This is a genomic window from Streptomyces scabiei 87.22 (genome assembly GCF_000091305.1).
In the GTDB taxonomy this organism is placed as follows: domain Bacteria; phylum Actinomycetota; class Actinomycetes; order Streptomycetales; family Streptomycetaceae; genus Streptomyces; species Streptomyces scabiei.
In genome coordinates this window covers 9,331,958-9,346,901 of record NC_013929.1, presented here as the reverse complement: position 1 = coordinate 9,346,901, position 14,944 = coordinate 9,331,958, and the positions used below count along the sequence as shown (strand labels likewise).

Here is a 14,944-nt window from a genome sequence, read left to right as displayed (position 1 = left end):
CGCGGATGGGGGCAGGGGGGTCACGACATGCCGAGTTCGTTGTCGATGAACTCGAAGAGCTCGTCGTCGCTGGCCGTGTCCATCCGCTCCTCCAGGCGGTCCTGCGCCGCGCCACCGGTTCCCGGGCGCAGCCTGCTGATCAGTTCTTCGAGCCGGCCGAGCAGCTCCGGCCCGGCCGTGCCGTTGTCCAGGGCGCCTTCCAGCAGGCCGAGTTCGGCCAGGCCCGCGGTGTCGGCGGCGTGATCGGGTCCGGCGCTCTCGGGGACGAGTTCGACGGACAGCTGGCGGGCGATGGCCGCCGAGGTGGGGTGGTCGAAGAGCAGGGTGGCGGGCAGCCTGAGGCCGGTGGCGGCGCCGAGCCGGTTGCGCAGTTCGACCGCGGTCAGCGAGTCGAAGCCCAGTTCCAGCAGGCCGCGTTCGGCGTCCACCGAGGCGGGGCCGGGGAAGCCGAGCACGGTGGCTGCGTGCCCGCGCACCAGGTCGAGCAGGGTCCGTTCGCGCCGCTGCTCGGGCTGGCCGGCCAGGGTGCGGCGCAGGGTGTCGGCCGCGTCCGGGGCGACCTCGCCGACCGCCGCGCTGCGGCGGGCGGGCGGGCGTACGAGTCCGCGCAGCAGAGCCGGAACGCCGCCGGTGCCGGTCTGGGCGGCCAGGGCTCCGGTGTCCAGCCGCAGCGGCAGGACGACGGGTTCGCCGGTCGCGTTGGCCGAGTCGAACAGGGCGGCGCCCTCGGCCGGGGAGAAGGCGACGATGCCGCCGCGGGCGATGCGCCGGAAGTCGGCCTCGTCGAGGCCTCCGCTCATGCCGCTCTTGTTCGCCCACAGGCCCCAGGCGAGCGACGCGGCGGGCAGGCCGTTCGCCCGGCGGTGGTGGGCGAGCGCGTCCAGGAAGGAGTTGGCCGCCGCGTAGTTGCCCTGCCCCATGCCGCCGAAGATCCCGGCGATGGAGGAGAACACCACGAACGCCGACAGGTCCATGTCCTCGGTCAGCTCGTGGAGGTTCCAGGCCGCGTCGACCTTGGGCCGCAGGGCGGTGTCCAGCCGGCCCGGCGTCATCGCGTCCACGACCCCGTCGGCGATGGTCCCCGCCACGTGCAGGACAGCGGTCAGCGGGTGGGCGTCCGGCAGCGAGCCGAGCAGTCGGGCCAGTGCGTCCCGGTCGGCGGCGTCGCAGGCCACGACCTCCGCGTGGGCGCCGAGTGCGGCGAGGTCGACGACCAGGTCGGCGGTGCCCTCGGCGGCGGGGCCCCTGCGGCTGGTGAGCAGCAGGCGCTTCACGCCGTGTTCGGCGACCAGGTGACGGGCGAGCACGGAGCCGATGGCGCCGGTGCCGCCGGTGATCAGGACCGTGCCGGGGCGTCCCCAGTCGGGTGTCTCCGCCTGTTCGGCGGCGGGCACGCGGGCGAGCCGGGCGATGTGCGCACGGCCCTCGCGCAACGCCAGTTGGGGTTCGCCGGAGGCGACGGCGGCGGTGAGAGCGTCTCGGGAGGCCCTGGTCCCGTCGAGGTCGGCGAGGACGAAACGGCCGGGGTTCTCCGTCTGCGCGGACCGCGCCAGCCCCCATGCGGCGGCGTGGGTCAGGTCCGGCGCGTCGCCGTCGGCGCTCGTCGGGACGCCGTCCCGGGTGACGAGCACCAGCTTGGCGTCGGCGAACGTGCTGTCGGCCAGCCAGTCCTGTACGAGGGTGAGGGTTCGGCCGGTGACATGCCGTACGGCGTCGGCCCTGCCCTGTCCTTCCGGTGCGGCGGGGACGTGGGCGAGGACGGCCGTGGGCCGGGCGGCTCCCTGGGCGATCTCCCGGGAGAGCGCCTTGAGGTCGGTGGCGGAGCGGGTGATGCCGTGAGCCGCCCAGTCGGGTGCCTCGGCGCCGATGACGGCCCAGGTGTCGGAGCCGGCGTCGGCGGGCTGGGGCAGTGTGGGCCATTCGAGGCGGTACAGGTCGTCGTGGTGCGCGGTCCGGGCGGCGCGTACCTGGTCCGGGGAGACCGGGCGGAGCACCAGGGACCGGATGGAGGCGACCGGCTGTCCGGCCGTGTCGGCGGCCTGGACGGAGACCGCGTTGTTGCCCGCGGGGGTCAGTCGGATGCGCAGGGCGCGGGCCCCGGAGGCGTGCAGGCGGATCCCGTTCCAGGAGAACGGCAGCCACCCCTGGTCGGTGCCTTCGAGGACGCCGAAGATCAGCGCGTGCAGGGCGCTGTCGAGGAGCGCGGGGTGCAGCCCGAACCGTGCGGCCTCGGCCTGCTGTTCGGACGGAAGGCTCGCCTCGGCGTACACCTCGTCCCCGAGCCGCCACACCTCGCGCAGCCCCTGGAACGCGGGCCCGTATCCGAAGCCTCCCTCGGCGAACCGCTCGTACAGACCGTCGATCTCCACGGGCTGCGCGCCGGCCGGCGGCCAGGTCACGGAGTCGGCCGGTTCCGTCTCGTCGGTGGCGGGGACGAGCAGCCCCCGGGCGTGGCAGGTCCAGCCCATGTCGTCCGTGTCTCCCGGGCGGGTGTGGACGCTGAGCGGGCGGGCGCCGGTGGTGTCCGGGGCGCCGACGGTCAGTTGCAGTGCCACCGAGCCCTGGGCGGGGATCACCAGCGGGGTTTCCAGGGTGAGTTCCTCGACCTGGCCGCAGCCGACCTGGTCACCCGCCCGGACCGCCAGTTCCAGCAAGGCGGTGGCGGGGAACAGGGCGGTGCCGAAGACACCGTGGTCGGCCAGCCAGGGGTGGGTGCGTACGGAGAGCCTGCTGGTGAACAGGACTCCGTCGGTGTCGGCGAGCGGGACGGCGGCGCCGAGCAGCGGGTGGTCCGCCGACAGGAGCCCGGCGGCGGCCATGCCCCCGGATGCCGCAGTGGCCTCCAGCCAGTAGCGCTCGCGCTGGAAGGCGTAGGTGGGCAGTTCGACCCGGCCGCCCCTGCCGGTGGCTTCCAGGACCGTGGGCCAGTCGACGGCCGTGCCCCGGACGTACAGCTGGGCGAGGGCGTCGGTGAGGGCCCGGATCTCGGTGCGGTCCTTGCGCAGCAGCGGCACGAGGGGGCCGACGGCGGACGGGTCCACCGGGTCGTCGGAGTCGATGGGGTCGGCTTCGGCGAGGCAGTCGCGGCCCATGGCGGTGAGTGAGCCGTCGGGGCCGAGTTCGAGGTAGGTCACGGCGCCTTCGGCGGCGAGCCGCCGCATGCCGTCGTGGAAGCGGACCGCCTCGCGGACGTGCCGCACCCAGTACTCGGGCGATCCCAGCTGTTCGGGGGTGGCGAGTTCGCCGGTGACGTCGGAGACCAGCGGGATGCGCGGCGCCCGGTAGTCCAGGCTCTCGGCGACCCGCCGGAACTCGTCGAGCATGGCGTCCATGTGCGGCGAGTGGAAGGCGTGGCTGACGGTGAGCCGCCGGGCCTTGCCGCCCCGGTCGCGCCACTGTTCGGCGAGGTCGAGGACGGCGTCCTCGTCGCCGGAGACGACGACGGAGGCCGGGCCGTTGACGGCGGCCACCGCAACGCGGCCGTCATAGGGGGCCAGGAGCGCCGTGGCGTCCGCCTCGGACGCGGTGAGCGCGACCATGGCGCCGCCCTCGGGCAGTGCCTGCATCAGGCGGCCCCGGGCCGCGACCAGCGCGGCGGCGTGAGGCGCGGTGAGGACCCCGGCGACGTGGGCGGCGGCCAGTTCGCCGATGGAGTGGCCGAGCAGCAGGTCCGGTACCACGCCCCAGTGCTCGACCAGCCGGAAGAGGGCGACCTCGACGGCGAAGAGCGCCGGTTGCGTGTACTCCGTACGGTCCAGGCGGGCCGCCGCGTCGGAACCGGCCGCGGCGAAGACGACCTCGCGCAGCGGGCGGTCGAGCAGCGGGTCCAGTTCGGCGCAGATCTCGTCGAAGGCGTCCGCGAACACCGGGTACCGGGCGTACAGTTCGGCGCCCATCGCGGCGCGCTGGCTGCCCTGTCCGGCGAAGAGGAAGGCGACCTTCCCCGCCACGGCCGTGCCCTGGGTGACGCCGGACGCGCTTCCGGCGGTGGCGAGTGCCTTCAGTCCGCCGGTCAGCGCCTCGCGGCTGTCGCCCACGACGGCGCCCCGGTACTCGAAGGCGCTGCGGCCGGTGGCCAGGGTGTGCGCGATGGCGGCCGGACGCAGGCCGGGGCGGGCGTCGGTGTGCTCCAGCAACCGCTGGGCCTGGGCGCGCAGGGCGGCCCGGCTGCGGGCCGACAGCAGCCACGGCAGGACGGTCCCGTCGTCAGCGGCGTCATCACCGGCCTCGTCCGGGCCGTCCGGGGCGTACTCGTCCGGTACGTGTTCCAGGATCGTGTGCGCGTTGGTGCCGCTGACGCCGAAGGACGAGATCGCGGCCCGGCGCGGTCGCCCGTGGTCGGGCCAGGGGGTGTCCTCGGTGAGCAGCGACACGGCGCCCGCCGACCAGTCGACGAACGGGGTCGGCGCGTCGACGTGGAGGGTGCGCGGCAGGACTCCGTGCCGCATGGCCAGCACCATCTTCTGCAGGCCCGCGATGCCGGCGGCGGCCTGGGCGTGCCCGATGTTGGACTTCAGCGAGCCGAGCAGCAGCGGCCGGTCCGCGGGGCGGTCCTGGCCGTACGTCGCGAGCAGCGCCTGCGCCTCGATCGGGTCACCGAGCCGGGTGCCCGTACCGTGCGCCTCCACCGCGTCAACCTCTGCGCTGTCGAGCCCGGCGGAGGCGAGGGCCTGGCGGATGACGCGCTGCTGGGAAGGGCCGTTGGGGGCGGTGAGACCGTTGCTGGCGCCGTCCTGGTTGACCGCCGAGCCCCGCACCAGGGCGAGCACCGGGTGGCCGTTGCGCCGGGCGTCGGAGAGCCGTTCCAGGACGACCATGCCGGCGCCCTCGGCCCAGGCGGTGCCGTCGGCCGCGGCGGCGAAGGGCTTGCAGCGGCCGTCGGCGGCGAGCCCGCGCTGCCGGCTGAACTCGATGAACGCGTCGGGGGTGGACATCACGGTGACACCGCCCGCGAGGGCGAGCGAGCACTCGCCGGAGCGCAGGGCCTGGGCCGCGAGGTGCACGGCGACCAGCGAGGACGAGCAGGCGGTGTCGACGGTGACCGCAGGCCCTTCGAGGCCGAGGGTGTAGGCGATCCGGCCGGAGGCGACGCTGCCCGCGCTGCCGATGCCGAGGTAGCCCTCGGTCTCCTCGGTGGGCTGCTGGACGCGGGAGCCGTAGTCGCGGTAGCTGGAGCCCACGAAGACCCCGGCCCGGCTGCCCTTCAGCGACACCGGGTCGATACCGGCCCGTTCGAACGCCTCCCAGGAGATCTCCAGGAGCAGGCGCTGCTGCGGGTCGATCGCCAGCGCCTCACGCGGGGAGATCCCGAAGAACGCCGGGTCGAAGTGGTCCGCGTCGTGCAGGAAGCCGCCGTGACGGGCGTACGTACGGCCGAGCTTCTCCGGGTCGGGGTCGTACAGCTCGTCGAGGTCCCAGCCACGGCCGGTGGGGAACTCGGTGATGGCGTCGGAGCCCGACGTCACGAGTCGCCACAGGTCCTCCGGGGTCGTGACGCCGCCGGGGTAGCGGCAGCTCATCGCGACGACGGCGATGGCGTCGTCGTCGGCCACCGCGGCCTGCGCGGGTGAGGACGCCGGCGCGGGTACGGAGGTTTGTGCCGGTGCCGTACCGCCGAGTTCGGACCGTACGTGGTCCACCAGGGCGGTGACGGTGGGGTGGTCGAAGACCAGGGTGACCGACAGCCGCAGCCCGGTGGCCTCGGAGAGCCGGTTGCGCAGGTCGACCGCGGTGAGCGAGTCGAAGCCGAGGTCCTTGAAGACCCGGTCGGGGTCGATGCCGGCGGGGTCGGGGTGGCCGAGGACGGCGGCGACCTCGGTGGCGACCAGGCGGGTCAGTTCCTCCTGCCGCTCCTGGGGGGACAGGGCCGCGAGGCGGGCGGCGAGGGAGTCCGCCTCCGTCTCCTGCCGGTCGGCGCCGGTGGCGGCCAGGACGTCGCGGACGTCGGGCAGGTCGCGCAGGGCGGCGCTGGGCCGCAGGGCGGTGTAGGCCGGCGCGAAGCGGTCCCAGGCGAAGTCGCAGAGCACGAGCCTGGGCTCGGCCCGCCCCATGGCCTGTTCCAGGGCCGTGACCGCGAGCTCCGGGTCCATCGGCGGCAGCCCGTTGCGCACCAGCCGTTCGCGGGCCGAGTCGGCGGCGCTGTCGCCCGCCCACAGGCCCCAGGCCACGGAGGTGGCCGGCAGGCCGAGCGAGCGCCGCTGCTCGGCGAGGGCGTCCAGGAACGCGTTGGCCGCGGCGTAGCTGCCCTGTCCGGTGCCGCCGAGGGTGCCGGCGAGCGAGGAGAACAGGACGAACGCGGTCAGGTCCAGGTCGCGGGTGAGGGCGTCCAGGTTGAGGGCGGCGTCCATCTTGGGGCGCAGGACCCCGGCGGCCCGCTCGGGGGTGAGGGTGTCGAGGACGCCGTCGTCCAGGAGGCCGGCGGCGTGCACGACGGTGCGCAGGGGGCGGTCCTCGGGGATGTCCGCGAGCAGGGTGGCGAGCGCGTCCCGGTCGGCGGCGTCACAGGCGGCGACCGTCGTCTCGGCGCCGAGGCCGGCGAGTTCGGCGACCAGTTCCGCCGCACCGGGCGTGTCGGGGCCGCGGCGGCCGGTGAGCAGCAGGTGGCGGGCGCCGGAGCGGGCGAGCCGGCGTGCGACATGGGCGCCGAGGGCGCCGGTGCCGCCGGTGATCAGTACCGTGCCGTCGGGGTCGAAGGCGTCCGCCGTCGTCTCCTCGGCGGGCCGGGCCCGGACGAGCCTGCGGCCGTAGACGCCCGAGGGCCGGATCGCGATCTGGTCCTCGCCGTCGAGACCCGCCAGTACGGCGGCCAGCCTGACGCCGGCGCGTTCGTCCAGGTCGGAGGGCAGGTCGAGCATTCCGGCCCAGCGTTCCGGGTACTCCACGCCGGCGACGGCGCCGAGTCCCCACAGGGTCGCCTGGGCGGGTGCGGTGAGGGCGTCGGAGCGTCCGACGGACACCGCGCCGCAGGTCGCGGACCACAGGGGGGCGTTGATCCCGGCGTCGCCGAGTGCCTGGAGGAGGGTGGTGGTGAGGGCGAGCCCGGTCGGCAGAGCTGTCCCGTCGGCGTACGGCTGCTCGGCGAGGGCGAGCAGCGAGAGCACGCCGCCGTCCGGGGCGGTCGCGGCGCCCAGCCGGGCGGCCAGGCCGGCCCGGTCGGTGCCGGTGGTGCCGATCTCGACGGGTACGGCGGTGGCACCGTGCCGTTCGAGGGCGCGCAGCGCTCCCTCGACCACGGGGTGGCCGGCGGCGCCGGCCGGTACGACGACCCACCAGGTGCCGGTGAGGGCGGGGGTGCCGGGGGTGAGGTGCAAGGGCTTGAAGGTGACCTGGTAGCGCCAGCCGTCGATGGTGGTGCGGCCGCGGCGGCCGCGCTGCCAGTCGGCGAGCGCGGGGAGCACCCCGCCGAGGGAGGCACGGGCGGTCGCGTCCGCGTCCGGCAGGTTCAGCGCGGCGGCGACGGCGGTCAGGTCGTGCCGTTCGACGGCGTCCCAGAAGGCCGTGTCGGCGGGCTGGGCACCGCCTTCACCGGCAGCGAGCGCCGCCGTCGGCTCCAGCCAGTACCGCCGGCGCTGGAAGGCGTAGGTGGGCAGTTCGACGGGGCGGGCGTCGGTGCCCGCGAACACGGCCCGCCAGTCCACCGGGACACCGTGGACGTGCGGTCCGGCGAGCGCGGTCAGGAACCGGGCGGGGCCGCCGTCGTCGGTGTGCAGCGTGCCCGTGACGAGTCCGGCGACGTCCGCCGCCTCCAGGCTCTTCTCCACCCACACCGCCAGCACCGGGTGCGGACTGACCTCGACGAAGGTGTCGTGGCCGGCGTCGACCAGCGCGGCGAGGGCGCGGTGGAACTCCACGGGCTCGCGGAGGTTGCGGTACCAGTACTCGGTGTCCAGGGCCGTGGTGTCGAGGGCACCCCCGGTGACGGTGGAGTAGAAGGCGACGTCGGTCCGGCGGGGTGTCACCCCGGCGAGCGCGTCCAGCAGTTCCCGGCGCAACCCGTCCACCTGGGGCGAGTGCCCGGCGAAGGTGACGCCCGGGATCATCCACCGCATGACGCCGTCCTCGGACAGCCGGTCGCCGAACTCCTCCAGGGCCTCCGGGTCGCCGGAGACGGTCACGGCGGCGGGCCCGTTCACGGCGGCGACGGACAGCCGGCCGTCCCAGGGCGCCATCCGCTCGCGCACCCGGTCGTCGGGGAGCGCGACGAAGAGCATCGCGCCCCGGTCGACGAGCGTGGTCAGGATCCGGCTGCGCAGGGCGACGATCCTGGCGCCGTCCTCCAGGGACAGCGCCCCGGCCACCACGGCGGCGGCGATCTCCCCCTGGCTGTGCCCGATCACCGCCGACGGCTCGACACCGTGCGACCGCCAGAGCGCGGCCAGCGACACCATCACCGAGAACAGCACCGGCTGGACCACGTCGACCCGGTCGAGCGGCGGGCTGTCGGGCCCGCCGCGCAGCACATCGGTCAACGACCAGTCCACGTACGGCGACAGCGCCCGTTCGCACTGCGCCACCCGCTCCGCGAAGACCGGGGCCGAGTCCAGCAGCCCCACCGCCATGCCCGCCCACTGCGAACCCTGACCGGGGAAGACGAAGACGGTACGGCCCGGCGTGGCCACGGTGCCGTGGACCACGGCGGGGTCGTCCTGTCCGGCGGCGAGTGCGGCCAGGCCGGTGAGCAGGGTGGCCTGGTCGGCGCCGACGACGACGGCACGGTGTTCGAAGGCGGACCGGGCGGTGGCCAGGGTGAGGCCGACGTCGTGGGGCCGCAGTTCCGGACGGTCCGTCAGACGGGCGTGCAGCCGCGCGGCCTGCTCGCGCAGCGCTTCCGGGGTCCGGCCGGAGAGCAGCCACGGCACGGCGGCCACGGGGGCGTTGCCCTCGGGCGCCTCCCCGGCCTCCTCGCCGTGCGGCTCCTCGATGATCACATGGGCGTTGGTGCCGCTGAGTCCGAAGGAGGAGACGCCGGCGCGGCGCGGGTGGCCGTTGCGGGTCCACGGCCGGGGCTCCGTCAGGAGTTCCACTGCGCCCACGGACCAGTCGACGTTGGGGGTCGGCTCCTCGGCGTGCAGGGTGCGGGGCAGTTCTTCGTGGCGCATCGCCTGGACCATCTTGATGATCCCGGCGACGCCCGCGGCGGCCTGGCTGTGCCCGATGTTGGACTTCAGCGAGCCGAGCAGCAGCGGCCGGTCCGCGGGGCGGTCCTGGCCGTACGTCGCGAGCAGCGCCTGCGCCTCGATCGGGTCACCGAGCCGGGTGCCCGTACCGTGCGCCTCCACGACGTCGACCTCGGCCGAGGGCACCCCCGCGCCGGCCAGCGCGCTGCGGATGACCCGCTGCTGCGCCAGGCCGCTGGGGGCGGTCAGCCCGTTGCTGGCGCCGTCCTGGTTGACGGCCGAGCCCCGCACCAGGGCGAGCACCGGGTGGCCGTTGCGCCGGGCGTCCGACAGCCGCTCCAGGAGCAGCAGTCCGGCGCCCTCGGCCATGCCGAAGCCGTCGGCGCCGGCGCCGAAGGACTTGCAGCGGCCGTCCGCGGCGAGACCGCGCTGTCTGCTGAAGCCGGTGAAGGACAGCGGGGTGCCCATGACGGTCACACCGCCCGCGAGCGCCAGGGAGCACTCGCCGGAGCGCAGGGCCTGGGCCGCCAGGTGGACGGCGACCAGCGAGGACGAGCAGGCCGTGTCGACGGTGACCGCCGGTCCTTCGAGGCCGAGGGTGTAGGCGATCCGGCCGGACAGGATGCTGGTGGAGATGCCGGCGATGAGGTGTCCCTCCACCTCCTCCGGTACGTCGCTCAGGCCGCCGTAGCCCTGGTAGGCGGCGCCGGCGAACACGCCGACCTGTCCGCCGCGCAGGGAGGCGGGGTCGATGCCGGCCCGTTCCAGGGCCTCCCAGGAGGTCTCCAGGAGCAGCCGCTGCTGCGGGTCCATGGCCAGCGCCTCGCGCGGCGAGATGCCGAAGAAGGCAGGGTCGAACTGCCCGGCGTCGTAGAGGAATCCGCCTTCGGAGCTGTAGGTCGTACCGGGCCGGTCGGGGTCGGTGTCGTACAGGCCGTCCAGGTCCCAGCCGCGGTCGGCGGGCAGCGCGGAGATGACGTCCCGGCCCTCGGCGACGAGCCGCCAGAGGTCCTCCGGGGTGCGGACGTCGCCGGGGTAGCGGCAGCTCATGCCGACGATGGCGATCGGGTCGTCGGCGTCGGCGGGCACATGGGCGGGCACGGCCGGTCCGGCCGGGGCGGCGGTGTCGGGGCCGAGGAGTTCCTCGCGCAGATGCCGGGCGAGCGCGTCGGCCGAGGCGTAGTCGAAGAGGACCGTGAGCGGGAGCCGCAGACCGGTGGCGGCGTTGAGCCGGTTGCGCATCTCCACGGCGGTCAGCGAGTCGAAGCCCAGTTCACGGAACGCGCGTTCAGGGGCGATGGCGTCGGCGGAGCCGTGGCCGAGGACGGCGGCCGCGTGCGCGCGCACGAGGTCGGTGAGCAGGCGGTCGCGGTCGGCGGGGGGCAGGTCCGCGATGCGGTCGCGCAGCGAGGAGGCGGTGTCGTCGCCGTCCTGGCCGGGCGCGGTCTCCTCGGCGAGCGCGCGTCGGACCTCGGGCAGGTCGCCGATGAGCGGGCTGGGCCGGGCCGAGGTGAACACGGGCGCGAAGCGGTCCCAGTCGACGGCGGTGACGAGGACGACGGTCTCGTCGTCGGTCAGGACCTGCCGGAGCCCGGTCAGCGCGACCCGGGGGGCCATGAAGGGGATGCCCCGGCCGCGCAGCTGCTCCTCGACGAGGTTGGCGGCCATGCCCGCGCCGCCCTCGGGGTCCCAGATGCCCCACACCACGGAGGTGGCGGTGCGGCCCCGGGCGCGGCGCCGGTCCGCGAGCGCGTCGAGGTGGGCGTTGGCGGAGGCGTACGCGCCGTGGTCGCCGCTGCCCCAGACGCCGGAGATGGAGGAGAACAGGACGAAGGAGTCCAGGTCGTCCCGGTCGAAGACGGCGTCGAGGTTCTCCGCGCCGGCGACCTTGGCGTAGAGGATGTCGGCGAACTCGTCGGGGTCGGTGTCGGACAGCGGCACGAGCTGGCCCGTGCCGGCGGCGTGGATGACGGTCCCGATCCGGGAGCCGTCCTGTTCGAGCCCGGCCACCAGTTCGGCGAGCCGGTCGCGGTCGGCGACGTCGCAGGCGGCGACGGTGACCCGGGTGCCGAGCGCGGTCAGCTCGGCGGTCAGGTCGGCCGCGCCGGGGGTGTCGGCGCCCCGGCGGCCGACCAGGACGAGGTGCTCGGCACCGCCCTCGGCCAGCCAGCGCGCGAGGTGCGCGCCCACGCCGCCGGTGCCGCCGGTGACCAGGACCGTGCCGCGTGGCTGCCAGGCGTCCGCGCGGGCGGGGCCGGCGGGCCGGGCACGGACCAGCCGCCGGCCGTACGCGCCGGAGTGGCGTACGGCGACCTGGTCCTCGTCGTCCCGGCCGGCCAGGATGCCGCACAGCCGGGCGGCGGCCCGCTCGTCGAGCGTTCCGGGCAGGTCGACCAGACCGCCCCAGCGCTGCGGGTGCTCCAGCGCGGCACACCGGCCGAGGCCCCAGACCATGTGCTGTCCGGGACTGGTCACCGCGTCGTCGCGGCCCGTCGTGACCGCTCCCCGGGTGGCGCACCAGAGCGGGGCGGTGACGCCGGCGTCGCCCAGGGCCTGCACGAGGGTCAGGGTGAGCGCGAGGCCGAGGGGGAGGTGGGGGTGGCCCGGGTGGGGGCGCTCGTCGAGGGCGACGAGGGAGAGGACGCCGCTGACGGGGCCGGTGCTCGCCTCGGAGAGGTGCGCGGTCAGTGTGGCCCGGTCGGCGTGGGCCTCGGTCAGGACGACGGGCACGGGGACGGCGCCGGCCTCGCGCAGCGCCCGGACCACGGCTTCCCGCGTCGGGTCGTCCTCCGTGCCGTCGGTGACCGCGACCAGCCAGGTGCCGGTGGGGGCGTCGGCGGTGCGGCCGGCCGGGGCGTCGGCGAGGGGCCGCCAGTCGACCCGGTAGCGCCAGGAGTCCACGGTCGCGCGTTCGTCGCGCCGCCTGCGCCAGTCGGCCAGGGCGGGCAGGACGACGGTCAGCGGATCCTCGGGGCGGACGCCGAGCGTCGTGGTGAGCGCCGGGAGGTCCTGTCCGCCGACGCTCTCCCAGAAGGCTGCGTCCGCCGGGTCGGTGGCGGCGGTGTCCTCGGCGTCGGCCGAAGGCCGTTCCAGCCAGTACCTGCGCCGCTGGAAGGGGTACGTGGGCAGGTCGACGGTGTCACCCGGGTGCCCGGCGAGCAGGGTGTCCCAGTCCGGCGCGAGTCCACCGGTGTGGGCCTCGGCGAGGGAGAGCAGGAACCGGTCCAGGCCACCCTGGTCGCGGCGGAGGGTGCCGACGGCGACGGCGTCGCACTCCTCGGCCTCGGCGGTCTGGCTGATGCCCACGGTGAGCACCGGGTGGGCGCTGGACTCGACGAAGAAACGGAAGCCCTGGGCGAGCAGGGTGCGGGTGGCCTCCTCGAACCGCACGGTCTGCCGCAGGTTGCGGTACCAGTACTCGGCGTCCAGCGTGCCGGAGTCCTGCCAGTTCAGGTCCACGGTGGAGAAGAACGGCACCCGGCCGGCCGTCGGCTCGATGTCCGCGAGGCACTCCAGGAGCCGTTCGCGGATCTCCTCGACGTGCGCGGAGTGGGAGGCGTAGTCGACGGGGATGCGACGGGCCCGTACGTCCTCGGCCCGGAGGGCGGCCACCACGCCGTCGATCGCCTCGGTGTCGCCCGACAGCACCGTGGCGGCCGGGCCGTTGGCGGCGGCGACGGAAAGCCGGTCGCCCCACGGGCCGAGATGTCCGGCCAACTCCTCCGGCGGCAGCGGGACGGAGGCCATCCCACCGCGTCCGGCGATGGCCGTGATGGCCTGGCTGCGCAGGGCGACGACCTTTGCGCCGTCCTCCAGGGACAACGCACCCGCCACGACGGCGGCGGCGATCTCGCCCTGGCTGTGGCCGAGCACGGCGTCCGGCTCGACACCGGCCGAGCGCCACAGCGCCGCCAGGGAGACCATGACGGCCCACAGCGCGGGCTGGACCACGTCGACGCGTTCCAGGTCCGTGGCGGAGGACAGGACGTCGGTGAGGGACCAGTCGACGTGCGGGGCGAGGGCGCGCTCGCAGTCGGCCATGCGGGCCGCGAACACCGGTGAGGAGTCGAGGAGTTCGAGAGCCATGCCGGTCCACTGGGTCCCCTGGCCGGGGAACACGAACACGGTCCGGCCGGCGGGTCCCGCGAGCCCTCGGACCAGGTTGGCGGCCTCGCCACCGGTCGCCAGCGCGGTGAGTCCCGTACGGAATCCCTCGGCGTCGCCCGCGACCACCACGGCGCGGTGTTCGAGCGGCGAGCGGCCGGTGGCGAGGGTGCGGGCGACGGCGCCCGGGATCAAGGCGTCCGCGTCGGCGAGGGCCAGCAGTTGGCGGGCCCGGTCGGTGAGGGCGTCCTCGCCACGGGCGGAGAGTACCCAGGGCACCACCGGCAGGGGGGTGGCGGTTTCCGGAGCCTCCGGGGTCTCGGGGGACTCCGGTGCCTCCTCCAGGATCACGTGGGCGTTGGTGCCGCTCACGCCGAATCCGGACACGGCGGCGCGGCGGGGGCGGCCGGGGTCGCAGGCCCAGGGGCGTTCCTCGGTGAGGAGTTCGACCGCGCCCGCCGACCAGTCGACCTGCGGGGTCGGCGCGTCGACGTGCAGGGTCCGGGGCAGCACCTCGTGGCGCAGCGCCTGGACCATCTTGATGACGCCGCCCACCCCGGCGGCGGCCGAGGTGTGCCCGATGTTGGACTTGAGGGAGCCGAGCAGCAGGGGCCGGTCGGCGGGCCGGTCCTGGCCGTACGTGGCGAGCAGCGCCTGTGCCTCGATCGGGTCGCCCAGCCGGGTTCCCGTACCGTGCGCCTCCACCGCGTCCACATCACCCGGCAGCAGCCGGGCGTCCGCCAGCGCCGCCCGGATCACCCGCTGCTGCGAAGGACCGTTCGGCGCCGTCAGCCCGTTGCTCGCCCCGTCCTGGTTCACCGCGCTGCCCCGCACCACCGCCAGCACCCGACGACCGTGGCGCCGCGCGTCCGACAGCCGCTCCAGCAGCAGCACCCCCACGCCCTCGGACCACGAGGTGCCGTCGGCCCCGGCCGCGAAGGCCTTGCAGCGGCCGTCGGGTGCCAGGGCACGCTGGCGGCTGAACGCGACGTAGGGGTCGGGATGCGGCATGACGGTGACACCGCACGCGAGGGCGAGGGAGCACTCGCCGGAGCGCAGCGCCCGTATCGCGAGATGCAGGGCGACCAGCGAGGACGAGCACGCGGTGTCGACCGTGACCGCCGGGCCCTCCAGGCCCAGGGTGTAGGAGATCCGGCCGGAGATCACACTGCCGGCGGTGCCGGTGTGGAGCAGGCCCTGGACGTCGGACTGGTCCCGGGAGCCGTCGCCGTAGCCGTTGGTCATGGCGCCGACGAAGACGCCGGTCGCGGTGCCCTTCAGGACCGCCGGGTCGATGCCCGCACGTTCCAGCGTCTCCCAGGAGGTCTCCAGGAGCAGCCGCTGCTGCGGGTCGGTGGCGAGGGCCTCACGCGGCGACATGCCGAAGAACGCGGCGTCGAACTCCCCCGCCCGGTGCAGGAATCCGCCGTGCCGGGTGTAGGAGGTGCCCGGCCGGTCGGGGTCCGGGTCGTAGAGGCCGGCCGTGTCCCAGCCCCGGTCGGCCGGCCATTCGGAGATGGCGTCGGTGCCGGAGGACACCATGTCCCACAACTGCTCGGGGTCGTCGGCGCCACCGGGATAGCGGCAGCTCATCGAGACGATCGCGATCGGCTCGTGCCTGGCGTCCTCCTCCTCGCGCAGCCGCTGGCGCGCCTGCCCGAGGTCCGCGGTCGCCCGCCTGAGGTACTCAAGAAGCTTCTGTTCGTCCGGCATCTTCGCGGTGC

General features: G+C 75.3%; 1 protein-coding gene. It reads right to left on the bottom strand.

Features of this window, described 5'->3' with window-relative positions; genetic code table 11:
- Window positions 1-20: 20 nt before the first annotated feature.
- Window positions 21-14,933, bottom strand: coding sequence for a type I polyketide synthase (locus SCAB_RS40120; protein ID WP_013005778.1), 14,913 nt, complete (start codon window positions 14,931-14,933; stop codon window positions 21-23).
- Between the last annotated feature and the right edge of the window lie 11 nt (window positions 14,934-14,944).